12 protein-coding genes are annotated in these 17,442 nt (G+C 32.8%); 2 read left to right on the top strand and 10 right to left on the bottom strand.

What is annotated here, in order from left to right; all coding sequences use genetic code 11:
* Nucleotide 1: 1 nt before the first annotated feature.
* The 7 genes from GSY47_RS01830 to GSY47_RS01860 form a co-directional block, all read right to left on the bottom strand.
* Complete coding sequence (locus GSY47_RS01830; RefSeq protein WP_179006373.1) at nucleotides 2-3,022, bottom strand: SusC/RagA family TonB-linked outer membrane protein; 3,021 nt, start codon at nucleotides 3,020-3,022, stop codon at nucleotides 2-4.
* A gap of 34 nt (nucleotides 3,023-3,056) precedes the next feature.
* The gene (locus GSY47_RS01835; protein WP_179006371.1) at nucleotides 3,057-4,259 is read right to left on the bottom strand and encodes an AGE family epimerase/isomerase; all 1,203 of its coding nucleotides are present in this window, start codon (nucleotides 4,257-4,259) and stop codon (nucleotides 3,057-3,059) included.
* Between the two features lie 31 nt (nucleotides 4,260-4,290).
* Nucleotides 4,291-4,953: a GDSL-type esterase/lipase family protein gene (locus GSY47_RS01840; RefSeq protein ID WP_219071083.1), complete on the bottom strand. Its 663-nt coding sequence runs from the start codon at nucleotides 4,951-4,953 to the stop codon at nucleotides 4,291-4,293.
* 1 nt (nucleotide 4,954) lies between these two features.
* Nucleotides 4,955-6,757 (bottom strand): FAD-dependent oxidoreductase, encoded by a 1,803-nt coding sequence (locus GSY47_RS01845; RefSeq protein WP_179006367.1) that lies wholly within the window; start codon nucleotides 6,755-6,757, stop codon nucleotides 4,955-4,957.
* Nucleotides 6,758-6,791: 34 nt separating this feature from the next.
* Nucleotides 6,792-8,207 carry a DUF5009 domain-containing protein gene (locus tag GSY47_RS01850; protein ID WP_179006365.1) on the bottom strand — a complete coding sequence of 472 codons (1,416 nt, stop codon included), beginning with the start codon at nucleotides 8,205-8,207 and terminating at the stop codon, nucleotides 6,792-6,794.
* A gap of 90 nt (nucleotides 8,208-8,297) precedes the next feature.
* Complete coding sequence (locus GSY47_RS01855) at nucleotides 8,298-9,350, bottom strand: glycoside hydrolase family 10 protein (RefSeq protein WP_246611240.1); 1,053 nt, start codon at nucleotides 9,348-9,350, stop codon at nucleotides 8,298-8,300.
* A gap of 530 nt (nucleotides 9,351-9,880) precedes the next feature.
* A complete protein-coding gene (locus GSY47_RS01860) occupies nucleotides 9,881-11,107 on the bottom strand; it encodes an ROK family protein (protein ID WP_179002941.1) in 1,227 nt (408 codons plus the stop codon).
* Between the two features lie 332 nt (nucleotides 11,108-11,439).
* On the opposite strand from GSY47_RS01860, the gene GSY47_RS01865 reads away from it, so the two are divergent.
* A complete protein-coding gene (locus tag GSY47_RS01865) occupies nucleotides 11,440-12,708 on the top strand; it encodes a DUF3370 family protein (protein WP_179002940.1) in 1,269 nt (422 codons plus the stop codon).
* Nucleotides 12,709-13,091: 383 nt separating this feature from the next.
* Complete coding sequence (locus tag GSY47_RS01870; protein WP_179002939.1) at nucleotides 13,092-14,177, top strand: TlpA family protein disulfide reductase; 1,086 nt, start codon at nucleotides 13,092-13,094, stop codon at nucleotides 14,175-14,177.
* A gap of 34 nt (nucleotides 14,178-14,211) precedes the next feature.
* Here the strand turns inward: GSY47_RS01870 and GSY47_RS01875 are convergent, their stop codons facing one another.
* The 3 genes from GSY47_RS01875 to GSY47_RS01885 form a co-directional block, all read right to left on the bottom strand.
* Nucleotides 14,212-14,721: an ATP/GTP-binding protein gene (locus GSY47_RS01875; RefSeq protein WP_179002938.1), complete on the bottom strand. Its 510-nt coding sequence runs from the start codon at nucleotides 14,719-14,721 to the stop codon at nucleotides 14,212-14,214.
* 159 nt (nucleotides 14,722-14,880) lie between these two features.
* Nucleotides 14,881-16,515 carry an OmpA family protein gene (locus tag GSY47_RS01880; RefSeq protein WP_179002937.1) on the bottom strand — a complete coding sequence of 545 codons (1,635 nt, stop codon included), beginning with the start codon at nucleotides 16,513-16,515 and terminating at the stop codon, nucleotides 14,881-14,883.
* A gap of 14 nt (nucleotides 16,516-16,529) precedes the next feature.
* Nucleotides 16,530-17,435, bottom strand: a complete 906-nt coding sequence (locus tag GSY47_RS01885; RefSeq protein WP_179002936.1) for a PorP/SprF family type IX secretion system membrane protein — start codon at nucleotides 17,433-17,435, stop codon at nucleotides 16,530-16,532.
* Nucleotides 17,436-17,442 lie beyond the last annotated feature (7 nt).

Consider the following 17,442-nt stretch of genomic DNA (forward strand, 5'->3'; position numbering starts at 1 on the left):
GTTAAAATTTTAAATTAGCACCAAATGTTATCGTCTGCATAATTGGATAAAATTCCCCTCCTAGACTTCCTCCATAATTTACCTCAGGGTCATATCCAGAAACGAAATGACTTAATGTCCATAAATTTTGCCCGCTTACATAAAGACGAAGGCCGTCAATATGCGCTTTTTCTAAAAATGATTTTGGAAGGCTATATCCTAAAACAACATTTTTTAATCTTAAATAAGCTCCATTTTTAACCCATTTATCAGAAGTAACAAAATTATCTGCCGAATTAGCTTCTGGAACTAAAATAGGATATGCCGCATCTTGATGATCCGGTGTCCAAGAATCTAATTGATGCACAAATAAGTTTGATCCGTTTGCGAATGGTTTTACTCCAATACCACTCATTAAAACCTTTCTTTCTCCAACTCCTTGGAAAAAACAAGTAAGATCAAAATTTTTGTAGTTTGCTGTAAGGTTTAAACTATACTCATAATGAGGAAAAGGGTCTCCTAAATATACTTTATCACTTTCGGTAATTTGATTTGGATTGGAACCACTTTGATCCATTTTTACATATTTTACATATCCTGGTTTAGCAGAACTAGATAATTTTGGAGAATTGGCAACATCTGCTGCATCAACATAATAACCATCTGTTTTATAGCCCCAAATTCCACCTCTTGGATATCCTAAAGTTATTGACCTGTCTGAATACTGACCATACAATCTAGTAATCTCGTTTTCATTATTACTAAGTGCTGCAGTTATACTGTAATTAAATTCACCTATCTTATTTTTGTAAGAGAGACTAGTTTCCCAACCCTTATTTCGCATGTCTCCTGCATTACTATAGGTGGCGTTAAGCCCTACATAATAAGGTACGGGATAAACCATAAGCATATCATAAACATCTTTTATGTAATAATCAAGTGTAGCAGAAAGCTTTCTTTTAAAAAAGGTTGCATCTAAACCAAAATTGGTTTGTCTTGATTTTTCCCATGTAATATTTGGATTCGACAATGTTGTTTGTGCTACTCCTGGTGCTAGTTGTTTGTCAATCCAGTAACTATAACCTGTATCGATTGTTGAAGCGTAAGGATAATTTCCAATGTCCTGATTTCCTAGAGTTCCTACAGAAGCTCTTAATTTGAAATCACTAACATAATCTAATATTGGCTCCATAAATTTTTCTTTACTAACCACCCAGCCAGCAGAAAACGAAGGGAAAAATCCCCACTTTAATCCATCCGAAAAGCGTGAAGATCCATCATAACGGCCGCTTGTTTCGAAGAGATACTTACCTGCATAGTTATAATTAAATCTTCCATAAAAAGAAGACATAGACCATTCTGTTGCTCCTCCGTATACTGTTGGAGTTCCTGTTCCATTACTTAAGTAATATCTTTCTAGTTCAAAACTGTTTCTAGCCGCACTAAAATCTCTCGCTTGATTATTTTCACTTTGTGTACCTACCATCAATTTAGTTTCGTGCTCTCCAAACTTTTTAGAATAAGAAGCTTGAGCTCTAAAATAGTTTCTCACATTTTCAGTATAGGATTCTGATACAGTCGCGTCTTTAGATGGATAATAACCTTGAAAAAGTCCTTTCAATGAAGTCGCGTATGGTGTCATGATGTAAGTAGCTCTCGCATCGGTTTTTCTATAACTATATTGACCCAATATTTCCAAGTCTTTTACAGGCGTAGCAATTAAGGTAGCATTTAATAGTATTTCGGGTCTAATCATAGTATTTTGACCAGAAGCTTCTGCATTTGCAACAGGGTTATCACCATTTTTTCCATATCCCCAATTGCCGTCTAATTCTTTAACTGCAGAAAGTGTTGGCAGCATATATAAAGCTTTATTGATAATAGCTTTTGGAGAAGAAATCCCAGGTGTTACCTGTGTAGAAGTTCTATAAGAAAACTCATTATTAAGTTTCAACCAGCTGTTAATATTAGCGTCTGTGTTTAATCTAACATTCATACGCTTAAAATTATTGTTGGCAATTAAACCTCCCTGATGAAGAGATGTTAAAGCTCCAAAATATTTTAAATCTTTACTACCTCCAGATAAAGTAACATTATTACTGTTCATTAAAGCACTATTTTTTATAGTAGCATCTTTCCAATCCGTATCATATCTGTTCCAGTTATCAGGTTTATATGCTCTTTGATCAGCAATCATTTGTTCTTTTGCTTCTCTCACTCCGGGTGCTTGCTGTAGTCCTGCATTATCAGCAGCATTTAGTTCCGACTGAAGATAATCTGCAGCTTTGACTACTTTTGGCATATTAACAGGAGTTTGTATAGTAGTATAAGAATCAAAAGCCAGTCTCATTTTTCCTTCTTTACCTCTTTTTGTAGTAATAAGGATAACTCCATTTGAAGCTCTTGAACCATAGATTGAAGCAGAAGCCGCATCTTTTAATACAGATACAGATTCCACAGTGTTCATATCAACTTGATTCATATCCATTTCAATTCCATCTACCAAAACTAAAGGGAACGTATTTGAATTTACAGAACCAATACCTCTAATTCGAATGTTGGCACCATCTGAACCTGGTTCTCCGGAAGTTTGCTGCACTGTTACCCCGGCAATTTGTCCCTGTAAAGCTGTAGATAAAGAAGCAACGGCTCTTTTATTAAGTTCAGCTCCTTTAACAATTCCAAGTGCACCAGTCACAGTTTCCTTTTTCTGAGTTCCATAACCTACCACGACAACTTCCTGCATTTGATTTGAAACTGTCTCCATCTGGACTTTTACAGTATTTTTTCCTGTAATATCAACAGTCATGTCTTTGTGTCCCATATAGCTGACCTTTATAGCATTTTTGCCAGCTGGAACATTAATTTGAAAATTTCCATCAAAATCCGTTGAAACTCCTTCCTTTGATCCCTCAACAGCAATATTAGCTCCAATCAGAGGCATGCCGTCAGGGTCAATAACAGATCCTTTTAATTGTCTTGATTGCGCCTGTATTGCTACTGAAGCCAAACAAAACAATAAAAAAAACATCATTTTTTTCATAGTTACATAATTTAAATTGGTTAGTTAATTTTTTTTATTTTAAGGTTGTCCACAATTCATACAACCCTCGTGGAACGTGAAAACATCCTTTCCATTTACCTCCTTTTGCTTCCAGAAGTGGTTGGCCTTCTCTGGTCAGATAACCAAACCATTCTCCTTTGTATTTTTCATCTCTAAAGTGATCCCATGTATAATCATGAAGTTTTATAAACCAATCTTTAGATTTTTCATTTCCTGTTAGTTTATAAGCTTTCGCGAAAGAAATCATGGTTTCAATATGCACCCACCATAATTTTTGATTCCACTGCAGTTCTTGTGTTGGATGACCTTTTATATCTAAGAAATAATAGATTCCTCCAAATTCTTTATCCCAGCCAAATTCAGTTGTTTTAATTAAAATCTCTTCGCATTGTTTTATTAGTTCCGGTTTATTATATCTGGTTGCAATATCCATTAGGAACCACATCGATTCATTTCCATGTCCCGGATTAATAATTCTTCCTTCAAAACTGTCGCAAAAAGCACCATTTGCCCCAACATTTTCCATGATGATGCCATGTTCTTTGTTCAAGAAATTGGTCATAATATCTTCGATAAGAGGCGGAACCATCTGATCTACTACTTCCTTACCAATTACTTCTTCCAGCAATAATGACAGGTTACACAAGATCATTGGCAACGAAAAGTTTTTTAATTCTCTTGTACCTGCATACGCTTTACTCCACTTCCCTTTTGGGTTATTTTGTCTTGCAAGAATGTTATTATAGGTATTGATAGCTACCTCTTTATGCAAATCGTCATTTGTTGCTTTATATAATTCGCCAAAAGCCATTGCAGCGAAGCAGTCTGAGAATATGTTATAGGGAACGACTAAAGGCTCTCCTTTTTGGTTTAAAGAAAAATACCAGTTGCCCTCTTCATCCATTCCGTTTTCTAGTAAAAATTTTGCCCCATGAAGCGCTATATCAAGCCATTCTTGTTTTTTTTCTACTTTATTATACAGCATAGAAAAAGTCCATACTTGTCTTCCCTGCAACCAGATAAATTTATCAGTATCGTAAACGTTACCTTGTCTGTCCAAACAAGTAAAATAACCTCCGTATTCATTATCAATAGAATATTTTTCCCAAAAAGGAATAACTTCTTTCAATAATTCGTTTTTGTATAAGTCTGCATACTGGAACAAATCTGTATTCTGAAGCTGGTCTAATTTGATATCTTTTTTAGTTTCTAACATTTACACTATATTTTTTTTAGTTTACTATATCTTACTCAATGTATTTTTTTAAAATGGACGCCCATAGAAGATAACCAGGCCCCAGAAGATGCAATCCGTCGTTTGTATAGGATTTACTTAGTTTTCCATTCTCATCCAAAAAATGCGGAAAAAGATTAATAAACATGACATTATTCTCTTTCGCTAATTTTTCTAATTCTATATTGACCTCTTTTATAATGGGCATTTTTCCCTGATGATTTTTGAATGTATCAAACTCATCATTTGTGGGTAGAATACTCTGAATATAAATTTTCGTTCTAGGACTATCACTTTTTAATCTTAATACTATGCCCTTGTAATTTTTCAATATTATCTCAGGATTTATTTTTTGAGCGATATCATTAATTCCTATCAGGATAAATATTTTTTTAGGTTTACGTCTTATGATTTCATCCATTCTGTCTAAAACTCCCAATGTGATGTCTCCCGAAATTCCTCTGTTTATCACATTTTGGCTTGAAAAAATTTCATCCCAGTTGGCGCAATTCGTTATACTGTCGCCTAGTAGAATAATTTCATTTTTACCCGCAGGCATTGTCTCAAAAAAAGAACGCCTCTGATCATAGAAATAATTATGGAAACTCTGATTGTTCTCCTGAGCATAAAGTCCCATGAAAAGGGCTGAAAAGAAAAAAACAAAAATCTTAAACATCTTATTTCTTTTTAGTTTTAATACTTCCTGAAAAATCAATTTCAGTTTCAAACGGATGCAGATTTTCTTCAATTAAAAGTGCCAGATCTCTTTTGTTTATTGGCTTTGCCGAAAAATTCTTGTTTTGGATTTTAGCTCCTGCTTTTATTAAAAGATTAACTGCTTCTTGTTCTGTAAGGAGTGCTGTATCTTTAACAATCTTATTTTTTTTATCAAATTGATTTAGGCCTTCTGTAAATTCCTGAACTGAAATATTTTGTTCTGGATAAAACCAAGTTCTGTTAGCCCATTGATAGCTTTCTCCTTTTGTTTTTAATATTCCTGTTGCTGTAACTTTCTGAATAGTTTCAAAAGCTGGGTCGGTCGGTTTTACATCGAAAAGCGGCATGATGTACGCTTTCTGATCTAATAAAGACTGTTGTACACTTCGAACAGAAACATTGCGAACATTTTGATTTTTGTTAGCTGCTAGAGCTGCCAGAGTTCCTGCTGCCTGACCTGTTAACAATACTACCGGCTGTAAACGTGTTGCGCCATTTATAAGATTCGAAACTGAAATTGCTTTATCTGCCACAATAAAACCATCCACTTTTTCTGGAATCAAAGCTCCTAAAGGAATATTATAAGACGGTACCGGGGGAAATCCTACATGTGGCGCATCTGGATTTTTATCGTGATGATGATCAACAGGATAATCGCCAACTGAAATTCCGGTTTTATACAAAGCTTCTTTTTGATTGTAAGGATCTGCGACATGGTTATAAGTTAAAAATGAAACTCCTTTTAATCTTCGGCCTTCTCTGTGATACGGTGCATAAGCCAGTAAATCTGATGTTGCAAATTCATCATCTGCTAAACCTAAGTTTTTGTAACCAAGCTCTTTTTGAATGTAATAAACAAACTGCAAAGTAAAATTTCTTGCTTTCAAAAGTTCTTTGTTTCGCTCTTCTCTAGACATTTCGATAACGTTCAAATAAACATCATTTCCTTTTTTAGGCCAATTGATCATGTATTTGTTGTTAGGCAATTTTCCGTAAGTCAACATTTTATCACAATCAATTTGTTTGTTATCAACTGTTTCTGCGCATGAACCTGCAAAATGATTGGCATCATAATTTTCAGGTTTAGCGATTGTCTTATCTGCACCAGCTCCATAATCTTTTAATACGGCAACCCAAGTCAAATCCTGAACAATATTGTTGGCTTTTAGCGGTGCATTTTCTTCCTTAGTTTCTGCCTTGGAATCCATGCCTAATCTATATGTAGTCCCAGCCATTTTAAGGCTTTCGCCAATGTCGGTTGCATCGATTGTAACTTTGGCAGTAACCTCTAAAAGATCATTTTTATCATTTTTAAAAGTAGCGCCAACAACTTTATTTCCAGATTTTTTAATAGTTGAGATATAAAACCCATGAATAATTTCTAATTTCTTTTCCTTAGAAGCTATTTTATTAAAGATCATATTTCCAACAGATGGCTCAAATAAAGTATTGCTTACCCAGCCCGTTTCTAAAGCGGCCGCGCCTCCATAATATGTTCTTAATGCATCTCTAAACTCGTTCCAAATTCCTGAATCCAGATTATGATTTCCATCACAAGCACCCACTCCTTGTGATGTAAACATGCCGCCTATCCATGGAGACTCTTCGACAATCAAAGTATTGGCTCCCAATCTGGAAGATGCAATACCAGCAGATGTTCCGCTGGTAGAGCCTCCAATTACTAAAACGTCAACCGTCTTTTTAGTGATATTCTGCGAATATCCATAACAAAATAAAAAAAATGCAATTATTTGAATCTTCATAATATATAGTATTTTTAATAGCAAGATTGAATTTTTAGGTTCTCCAAAACCATTTCTTTTTTGAGAAAAATGTTGTTACCAAAACAGCCAAAACGGTTAGTATAAAACCTCTCAGGAAGCCCATAAAAGCGTTTTGGTTAAATACGTCAAAATAATCTGTAACCGTTAGAATAGTCAAAATAGGCATTACAAACATTGAGGTAGTGACATAGGCAATCATTGGGTTTTGACCTGTTAAAACCAAAAATTTAGTAGCTCTAATGCATTTGAAATAATCGCAAATCACAGAGAAAAATAGTACTGCAAAAAAAGCCAGTCCAGATGTTACAAAATAATAACTGTAGGTTGAAGAATCTTTTCGTATTCCGCCTTCGTAAGCTTCTAGAAACAATCCGAGCAATAGACAGTAAGCTCCCGCTGAAAAAAGTTTTTTCCAAAAAACACTAAATTCGAAAGTATCTGATTTTAAAATAAAATAATTTAAAACCAATAAGACTAAAGTAACTCCAAGATTGATTTCTAATTGACGCGTAAATAAAAAGTAAACATTACTTACAATGACTGCAAAAGAAAGTAAACCTGCCACAATTGCTAATCTATCATTTTGTCTTACTTCATTTTGGGGAGCAACTGTCCATTCTTTTATATATTCTCCAGCGAGAGTTCCTGGAATTACGATGAAAAAATATTTTAAATAGTAGAATTTATAAGCCCACGCAAACGGAGTAAAATCATATAATAGTTTTACCCAGCCATCATTTTTACTTGCTAAAAAAACAGCCATAATAAAGGGTAGGACCAATAATCTATAAACTGGCTTTTTGAATGTGAAAATATAAATCACGCTGGCTAAAAAAGCCATGTCAGCAAGGACAATTAAAATAATATCGCTATAATAAATATCAAAATTATGATTGTCTTTTCCTTGATAATCTGTTAAAGTCATCAGTGCAAAGCCTAATGCAAAAGCAATAATTTTAAAAGTTAAAGAAGGTAATTTTGATTTCTTTAATTGTGTTGAAAATGGAATAAAATCCGGCATGAACATTAAAAATAGCAATGCATAAGAAGCTAAAGAAATAACACATGCTTTAACATCAACTGGACTGCTAATCACAAATGGTCTCATGTGCATAAAGAAAATGGCAAAAAAGACTAATTTCAAACCTCTAAAAAATGAACTTAAACATAACTTCCATTTATTCTCACCATTCTCTAATTTGCCTCCTAAGGCAAAAGGAAATGCGGCACCCATTGAAAATAAAAAGAAAGGAAAAACAAGATCTACCCAAGTAATTCCATAAATATCCGGATTAAATGTTGAATTGGGAGGCACTTGAGCGTGTGCCATCCAAGCAGGTAAATGCGTAAGGATAATTTGTCCAGAAAGTATCATTGCGATTATCGCAAATCCTCTTAAAGCATCAATAGATAAAGCTCTTGTTTTCATATCCATATTTTATAATCGATTGTTTTTTTTAGGCAATAGTCTAACCAGTCGCTATGGCAACAATTTGTTTTTTCAGTATTTATTTTGAATCTATTTCTTTTTGTATTCCTTAGAAAAATAGTCTGGAAAGGCTTTCAGACCTTCATAAAAAAAGAAGGATTCTCCTTTTATTCCGAACTTTCTGTTGGTATCAATCATCTGTTTCAAAAAATCGGGTGCGGGATTTACTCCATTTACTTGCAACAGCACTCCTGAAAAGAATTTATCTTTCTGATCTTTTTTTAGAAATTTTATTTGATCTTCTAACGTAGTGGTATAACTTTCAATTGTTTTTCTGTAAACTTGCGGAATTACATAGTCACAATACCCTTTGTTTAACCATGTTGGCCAATCCTGCAGATATTCTTCTTTTGCCCAAGGATGAATACTCGGAGCCATGCTCACAATCAATTTAGGTTTGATTGCTTTTAGCTCTTTATAAAGTTCTCCCAGAAAAACGGTCAATTTATCTGCACGCCAAGTAAGCCAGTCTGCATTTTTGTAATCATCTGGAGGAAGATTTCCGTTGTGTTCTTGTTTGTATAAAGCTACCGTATAAGCATCATACCCTCCAAGCGAAGGCATTGCTGGTAAACGGTCATCTCCTTGAATACCGTCAATATCATAATTTTTAACAACCTCTACAATTAATGATTTTACAAAATTCTGAACTTCCGGATTCATAGCGTTCATCCATTCAAAACCATTTTTTGTTACAAGGTTTCCTTTATTATCAATTGCTTTCCAGTTTGGAAATTTTTTCAGGATTGCACCACCATTTTCTCCATAAGAAGAAGCAAAACCAAACTCAAACCATGCATGCACTTTTATTTTTGCTTTATGTCCTGCATCTATCATTTCCTGTAATGGATCACGATCACCAAAACGTTCCATAATAGGTTTTCCAAATAAGTCTTTCATTATTTCACTCGGATATAAAGTGGTTCCTCTATTCCAAACCACAACATAAATATCTGTAATACCTGATTTTTTGCAAAGAGCAACTGTTTCGGCAACATTTTCTTTAGAATCCAAAGCTTTTGACGCAACATTAGTTACCCAAACTCCTTTAACTGGAGAAATTGGAGTTTTATCATTAATCAATTTTGGAGTGCCAGCACAACAAAAAAGAGAAAATAATAAAATAGGTATCAAGGTTATTTTTAAGATATTATGCATCGGTTTCTGTTTTTTTGGTTAGAGCAAATATATAAAATTTTATTAACCACAACTTAGTTATTAAATTTTTTTATTAATGAATTATTAAAAAATTTTAATAAATATTTACACTATCCTCGAAATACTCAGCAAATACAATACATCTACATAAAAAATATATTTATAAAATTTTCAGTTTTTTAAGGATATTTTTTAATGTAACAAATAATTTCAATCAAAAAACACAGATATTAATCCTAAAACAAGAGAAAAAAGAAGAATAATTAGCTATTAAAAAGAGAGAAGCAAACTTTTTTAATTATCATGAGGCAATAAAAAAGCAAACACAAATCCTAAAACTTTAAAAACTTTTAGTTTAAAGAAAAAGCATTTTTACTACTCGTAAGAGGGCATAAAAAAAACTCTATAAAGTAAATTATAGAGTTTTGAAGAAATTTATATTTAGGACAAAATATTTATTTAAAAAAAGGCGAAAGCATCTTTTCTTTTACAATACAGCAGGCTCCAATAACACCTACACGATGACCCAATGTTGATTTTTTTAATTTCATATCTCGGTTTACTAAACCCAGAGAATGTTTTTTAAGTGCCGACTGAATCGGTAAAAGCGCAAAATCTCCAAGCTGTGAAAAATCTCCACCAATAACAAGCAGATCAGGATTAAATATATTTAGCAAAATAGATAAGTAACGGCCCATTTTTTCGCTCTGTCTTGTAACCAATTCTATACACAAGCTATCTTCAAGGTTTATTGCACCAGAAATAATATCCAAATGCTGGAGATCTTCATTTTCATTGAGTTCAATTTTAGAATGTTTTCCTTCTTTCAGGGCTTCCTTAAATTGACGCACCAAAGACCAGCCTGAAATTTCAGTTTCGAGACATCCTAATTTACCGCATTGACAAATGATTTCATTTTCAAAAAGAGTACTATGTCCAAACTCACCTGAATATCCTGATTTTCCATAATAAAGCTTACCGTCGGTCATAATACCGATGGCTACTCCCCAACTGTAGTTTAAGAAAATTATATTTTGCTCATCATCTACAACACCTTCACAATATTCACCAAAGGCCATTGCTCGAGTATCGTTTTCAAGATGAACTGGAAGTCCAAGCTGTTCTGATATAATCTCTGTAAGTGGTCTGTTTTCACTAAAGAAATAGTTATAGCTAAAGCCTTCCATAGAATTTATACGACCAGAAAAATTAATACAGATTCCTACTATCAGTTTTTTTTCAACTGAACTTTCCTCGATATAATTGTTTATTAAAGCGCAAAATTCCAGAAGAGATTCCTGAGAATTTTTCAATGCAAATGGAACACGCAAATCAAGACTTATAAACTCATTTTTGATATCCTGCAATCCAATAGACATGTGGGTTCTTCCGACTTCAACACCAAGAAAAAAAGCACAAGTAGGATTGATACTATATAGTGAAGGTCTTCGTCCTCCGCTATTGGTAATTTTTCCCATATCCACAACATTCCCTTCCTGCAAAAGTTCATTTACAGCCTTGGTAACAGTAGGAACACTGGATTGTAATTCAGAGCTTATTTCTGCTATAGTAGCATTTCCTGAAGAAAGTAATCGTTTCACAATTGACTGTCTCAGCATGTGCCATTTTTGCCCAGAAAGACTGTTGTCTTTGCTAATATCAAGTAAATCTTTTAAATTCATTTATCTTCGATTTTACTAAATTCTTATACAAACATAATTCATTTTTAACTTAACCCCTTCTTTTTTTTATTGCAAAAATCGCAATACAATCTTACAATTTAAACTTCAATAGTTTCTAGTCCCTATATCATAACTTTTTACAACATTCAAGCAAAATAAGAAAAAACATCTTAAAAACACTTATTTTTTATTTTATTCAAAGATTTAAAAAAAATATAAACTAACAATGAAATACTTATTAAATATTTTTAAAAATAAAATCAAAGATATTAATTTTTTGTTATTTTAGCCAACAACTAACTGATTGTCAAAACTATTAAATCTAACCAACCATGAAAACAAAAAAACTACTCTGCTTTGTTATTACGGTATTTCTTACGTATGCTTGTTCAAACGAAGAATCTGTTGAAAAAACTACTACTGAAACAGCTGTTCAGAACACAACCCATACAACAGCAAAAACACAATTAGCTTTAAATTCATTAATTTCTTCTGACTGGACTTCTGGAACTTTGTCAACTTCGATTGTACCGTCTCAGAATTTAAAATATTTAAGCGGCAATCTGTCCGAAAAACCGATTTGGAAAAGCAACAATCCCGAAATTATAAAAGGAAACGGATGGTTAATGCAAAATGCAAGAGTTGATACTAATAGAGGCGGTTCTTCAAATCCTCTTTCAGGAACTTTTGGCGTTTATTTATTCCATATCAATCAGTCTGGCTCTACAAAATATCTTCATGTTTTAGTTTCAAATCCGCAAACTTCAGCTGTGACCATTTCTGGAAAAGGATCTACCTACACAAACGCTGAAAAACCGTTAAATGGAAGCGCAACAGGACAAAGTTATTTTGTTTCTAAAGACTGGTTGCAAAATACCCCTCGCACCACTTTTAACAGTATCACTATTAATCCTTCAAAGGTTTATGAAGTATACAAAGCTACATTGTCAAACAACAATATGGTAGATGGTTCTTATGAAATAACCGCTTCACAAGGTGTATATGTCTACACTGTTGTCACTTCAACGGGAGATATTAATGATGCTGTAAATGCTACACAAACCGCAGCTTCTGGAGATATTTATACAGAAAGCACAAACGCGTATGGACGAGAAGCAGGAATATACACAGATTCTGGCTGGTCAGGAACTACAGAAATTGATCTTCCTGCCGGACCAGCATATATGGGATTATGCCTTAATACAAGTTCTAAATTTGCAGTGAACGGTGCTTATCTTCAAAATCAAAATGCTCCATACTCTTATAAATTAAATGGAGCTTCACAAAATACTTATGGAAATTATGGCCACAAATATACATTGACCCTTAAGCTCAATAATCCAAATAGCACTGTAAAAAATGTATCACTTACATTTGCGTCTAACTTTACGTCAGGAACTAATTCACCTTCATTTACTTTCAATGGTCCTCTTTATTTCAATGGAACTTTAAAAAACATTTATACCACTCCAACTCAGCCAGCACAAAATCTCGCAACTTGGAGCATTCCTGCCAACTCATTTTTTAATGCAACAATAACATTTTATGTTCCTGGTTTAATCACAACTGGACAGCAATTGATATTAAAACAAACTAACTAATTCTCCCATTATCAAAAGAGAATTAAATTAGACCAAAAAAAAAGCCACTCCATGGAGTGGCTTTTTGTTAAGGATAAGAATATTTAAAATTTAACTATCGTATTCTTTTTTGAATTTGATTTAATCTTTCTAATAGATCTCCCTTTTACTTCAATTACTTCTAATTCAAAATCATTAATTCATAACACTCCGAATAATATAGTATAAGTATATAATAATATTTGCACTTAATCAGTAGTACATTTTAAGATACTTTTGTAAGTAACCTGCGACAGACAAAAACTAAAACACTGTAAATCAAAAGTATAATAAAAATAAAAATCATTAAATATTTAAACTGAAAGCATAGAAAACTATTCGATCTTATTTTAATAAATTGATATATGAATCACAGTAAATTTTCCATAGCCCTATTTTTTCTAATAGCTATTTTTTCCTGTTCTGAAAAACAGCAAGATTCTGGTTTAATAAATGCTGATTTAAGTACCTTGACAAAAGACTTTGATAAAGTAGTTATTAGTATGTGGGGCTATCCATTTCTTGGAGATTCGACTACGACGTCTGATACTGTCGAAGCAAAAAATGGAAAATTTCAATATCATTTCAAAATAAAAGAGGTAAAAGTTGCTTCTTTTATTTTACTGAAAAACAATAAAAAAACTGCAGAACTAGGCTTTAAAAATATTAATAAAAATGGTACAACTAATTTTGGGAATATTTATTTAGGCAATGAAAACATCGTCATTTCTGGTGTTAGGGAAATCCCTGTTCATTATACTGAAAGCCATCCTTACAAAAATTACCTTGTTAATATAAAAGGTTCTAAAGAAGCAGATATAAGAATGAAAGTAATGAATGGTAAAAATTTTACTTCTGTTGAAAGTATTAAATCGAATCCTGATTCTTATGCTATTTTATATGAACTCTTTTTTGTTAAAGAAAAATATTCTCTGAATCATTTGAAAAAGTTGTCTTTATTATTTTCAGATGATCTTAAAAAATCTATTTCCTTTACTAAATTACAAGATTACATTAAAAGCAGTGAAGAATTGGAAAAATATGGCTATACAAAAGGTTTCAATTTTATTGATATAAATGGAAAGAAATACTCTTTTGATGATATCAAAAAGGGTAAATCGATGACGCTTCTCATTTTCTGGGCGAGCTGGTGCGGACCATGCAGACAAGAGATTCCGGCGCTCAAAGAGTTTTATTATAAATACAAAGGCAAAGTTAGCATGGTAAGCTTAAGTATTGATCACGATTATAAAAGCTGGAGATTGGCTGTTGAAAAAGAAAATATGCCTTGGCCAAATCTATCGCAATTACCTAGCAAACCAACTGGGATAGAAGATAAATTTAACATTAATGCAGTTCCAACTTTAATTTTATTGGATAAAAACGGCAGCGTTGTAGTAAATGCTATTAACAATTTAGCAGAAATAGAAAAAACAATCCATATTAACTAAAAAAAAATCTGAAAAGACTTTTAAAAACTTTTAACTACTTTATTTGATTCTGAATTTGATTTAATCTTTCTGATAGATCCCCTTTTACTTCAATTACTTCTAATTCAAAATCATTAATTAATTCAACTATCATATCATTTACTTCATTTCTAAGTTCTGGCAACTGGTAATTTGGGCATGAAATTCTATCGGGTTCTTCAATTGGAACAAACACAAAAAAATCAATTTTATTAATCGCATCTTGTATTTTATTAAACACTAACTGAAAATCCACTGAATCATCAACTGCTAAAGCATACGCTAAAAGATCAATTGGACAGCGGTCGAAAATGGCATTTTTATCACTTCTTAGAATTTGTTTTAAGGAATATTCCAACTGCATCATATAATCATCTGCAGTAGGTATTTCAGCAAAAACAATTCCCATTTCCTGCAATTCAAAATAAGGCTCCGGATAAAGCTCGTAATTAGGAAAAGATTCTTGCAGTTTTTCTGCTAATGTAGTCTTCCCTGCTAAATGTGCTCCTAGTATTGCAATTCTCATATCATTGACATAATTAAGACCAATAAATTATTATTTCTAAATTAATTAAAACATCATAATTATAAACAAATATAACTAACATCCAAGAAACTGATTAATACTTTCTGAGTATAGGTAAAAAACAAAAAAGTCTATTTCGCAATGAAATAGACTTTTTGATTAACGTATATCGTTACTTTTTGCAGAAACCAAATCTACTGCACCATCAACTTCCTTTATGACTTCAGGATTCACAATAACAAATTCGGTTCTTCTGTTTAATTGGTGGTCTTCTTCTGAGCAATTTACACCGTTTGAACATTTATTGACCAATTCTGTTTCACCAAAACCTTCAGCTTTGATTCTAGCCGGATCAATTCCCTTTCTCACAATCCAGTTTTTAGTAGATCTTGCTCTTCTGGTAGACAGAGACCAGTTGTAATCATCATGTGCTCTACTATCTGTATGTGAACCTAAATTAATTTTAAGTTTTGGATATTTCTCCATAATTCTCACTACTCGTTCAAGTTCAATCTGTGCATCAGGTCGGATATATGATTTATCCAAGTCAAAATATATAGGATTAATTTTGACCATTAGTTTACCTCTTACATAAACAAATTCACCTGAAGTTAAATCCAAATTAAGCGCAAGCTCCAAATTCGCTTCGTTTGATGAGGCAAAAGTCTTTTCGTCCATATCATAATAATCCTTTACAGCGGTTACTTTGTATGAAGCATCACAATTTACTTTAAAATTAAAAACAGCAAATTTATCGGCAATTGTACTTTCAACTTTATCTCCTTTTGCATCATATAAAGTTACCAAAGCTCCAGGCAAAAGTGCTCCTGATTCTTTTTCACGAACAGTTCCTTGAACGAACTGCTTACATTTTGCAGCAATTGGGCTAACTAATTCTTCGAAAAAGTAGATATCATCATCTCCTTTTCCGCCGTCTCTGTTAGAAGAAAAGTGACCTGTTTTTTTTTCGTTTTGAAAAACTAAAGAGAAATCGTCTTTGGCACTGTTTATAGGAAAGCCTAAATTAACTGCTTCTCCTACTCCCTTTTTATTTTGAATTTCTATAGCATACACATCTAAACCACCGTTTCCATCTTTTTTACCATTTGAAGAATAATAAAGTACATCATCAGCATCGATATGAGGAAACATTTCGCTTTTTACAGTATTCACTTCTGGTCCTAAATTATAAGGTTCTCCATAAGTTCCATCTTTATTGATATCTACTGCCCAAATATCTGTAAGTCCCAATGAACCTGGTCTGTTCGATGTAAAATACAATTTAGTATCATTAGAATTTAATGAAGGATGTCCTGTATCAAACTGATCGCTATTGAATGGCAGTTTTGTTATATTTTTCCAATTTCCTTCAGCATCGATATCGGCTTTGTACAATTGAATTAAAACCCAGCCTTTATCATCGGTCTTATACTTTTTGCTATTGTAATTGTCTCTTGAAAAATAAACTGTCTTTAAATCTTTTGTAAAGGTTACATTAGATTCATGCATCTTAGTATTCAGGTCTTTTGAAAACAATTCAGAACCTGTAAATTCACCCGTATTGGTTACAGTTGCTTTGTATAAATCTAAAAATGGCTGCTTGTTTAAATACCATTTTTTATTTCTAGACTGTTTGGTCTTTTTTGATGAAGCATATATTGCCGTGTTTTCACCATAATAGGTTACACCAAAATCAGAATATTTAGTATTGGCATCTATATTTTTGATATTGTAATTTTGAGAATAAACGCCAGCTCCAAATAACAATACTATAATTAGAGTAATTTTTTTCATATCTTATTTTTTATCTAGAAGAAACGAGGACTTTTTATTTTTTTCTTGTACAAATCAAATAGTATCATAATCTCATGAGAACCTGAATTAAACACTCCATAATTAGAAGTCGTATAATCGTAAGCATAGCCAATTCTCATACCCTGACTTATATTGTATCCCACCATAGCGCTTACAGAATCATCTAATCTCATTGAAAGTCCAAATTCTACTTTTTCCTGCACTAATAAGTTTAAAGACAAATCGACTGAAAGAGGTGCTCCTGACGCTGCTTTTAACATCGTTGAAGGTTTCAGCTTTAGGTTTTCATCCAAATCAAACACATATCCAGAAGTAAAGAAAAAGTGTGCTTTTTCTGAAGCAGAAGAATAGATTCCGTTTTTCTGGTCTAAATATCTTGATTCGATAAAATTTGGCACAGATAAACCGGCATAAAAACGCTCATTATAGTACATTAAACCCACACCAAAGTTAGGTGCAACCTGATTTATTGGTGCATTTAATGGATCCGGATCTACCGTTGTAAATTCTCTAATATTCAAAAAAGTGGCTCCAGCTTTAATACCAAATGCCAATTTATCTTCTTCAGAAAGATTTAAAGTATATGAGAAATCAACGTAAGCGTTGTCTTCTTTTACAGGTCCGATTTCATCATGAATAACAGAGAATCCTAATCCGACATTTTTTCCTACAGGTCCGTTTATAGACAATGTTGCCGTTTGAGGCGCACCATCAACTCCTACCCATTGTGTCCTTCCTAAGATTCCAATACTTGTAAATCCTTTTGAACCCGCATAAGCCGGATTTATAATGTTCATGTTATACATATATTGTGTATACTGAGGATCTTGTTGAGCAAAAACAGTACTAGCGGAAAATATCAAAACAAAAAATCCAATTAGTATTTTAATTTTTTTCATAAAAATG

Source organism: Flavobacterium quisquiliarum (assembly GCF_019308285.1).
In the GTDB taxonomy this organism is placed as follows: domain Bacteria; phylum Bacteroidota; class Bacteroidia; order Flavobacteriales; family Flavobacteriaceae; genus Flavobacterium; species Flavobacterium quisquiliarum.

Bases quoted from the DNA above. Each gene is read 5' to 3' on its own strand.
- GSY47_RS01860 (WP_179002941.1), bottom strand. From the start codon at position 11,107: ATGAATTTAAAAGATTTACTTGATATTAGCAAAGACAACAGTCTTTCT.
- GSY47_RS01875 (WP_179002938.1), bottom strand. From the start codon at position 14,721: ATGAGAATTGCAATACTAGGAGCACATTTAGCAGGGAAGACTACATTA.
- GSY47_RS01865 (WP_179002940.1), top strand. From the start codon at position 11,440: ATGAAAACAAAAAAACTACTCTGCTTTGTTATTACGGTATTTCTTACG.
- GSY47_RS01835 (WP_179006371.1), bottom strand. From the start codon at position 4,259: ATGTTAGAAACTAAAAAAGATATCAAATTAGACCAGCTTCAGAATACA.
- GSY47_RS01870 (WP_179002939.1), top strand. From the start codon at position 13,092: ATGAATCACAGTAAATTTTCCATAGCCCTATTTTTTCTAATAGCTATT.
- GSY47_RS01830 (WP_179006373.1), bottom strand. From the start codon at position 3,022: ATGAAAAAAATGATGTTTTTTTTATTGTTTTGTTTGGCTTCAGTAGCA.
- GSY47_RS01840 (WP_219071083.1), bottom strand. From the start codon at position 4,953: ATGTTTAAGATTTTTGTTTTTTTCTTTTCAGCCCTTTTCATGGGACTT.
- GSY47_RS01845 (WP_179006367.1), bottom strand. From the start codon at position 6,757: ATGAAGATTCAAATAATTGCATTTTTTTTATTTTGTTATGGATATTCG.
- GSY47_RS01880 (WP_179002937.1), bottom strand. From the start codon at position 16,515: ATGAAAAAAATTACTCTAATTATAGTATTGTTATTTGGAGCTGGCGTT.
- GSY47_RS01885 (WP_179002936.1), bottom strand. From the start codon at position 17,435: ATGAAAAAAATTAAAATACTAATTGGATTTTTTGTTTTGATATTTTCC.
- GSY47_RS01850 (WP_179006365.1), bottom strand. From the start codon at position 8,207: ATGAAAACAAGAGCTTTATCTATTGATGCTTTAAGAGGATTTGCGATA.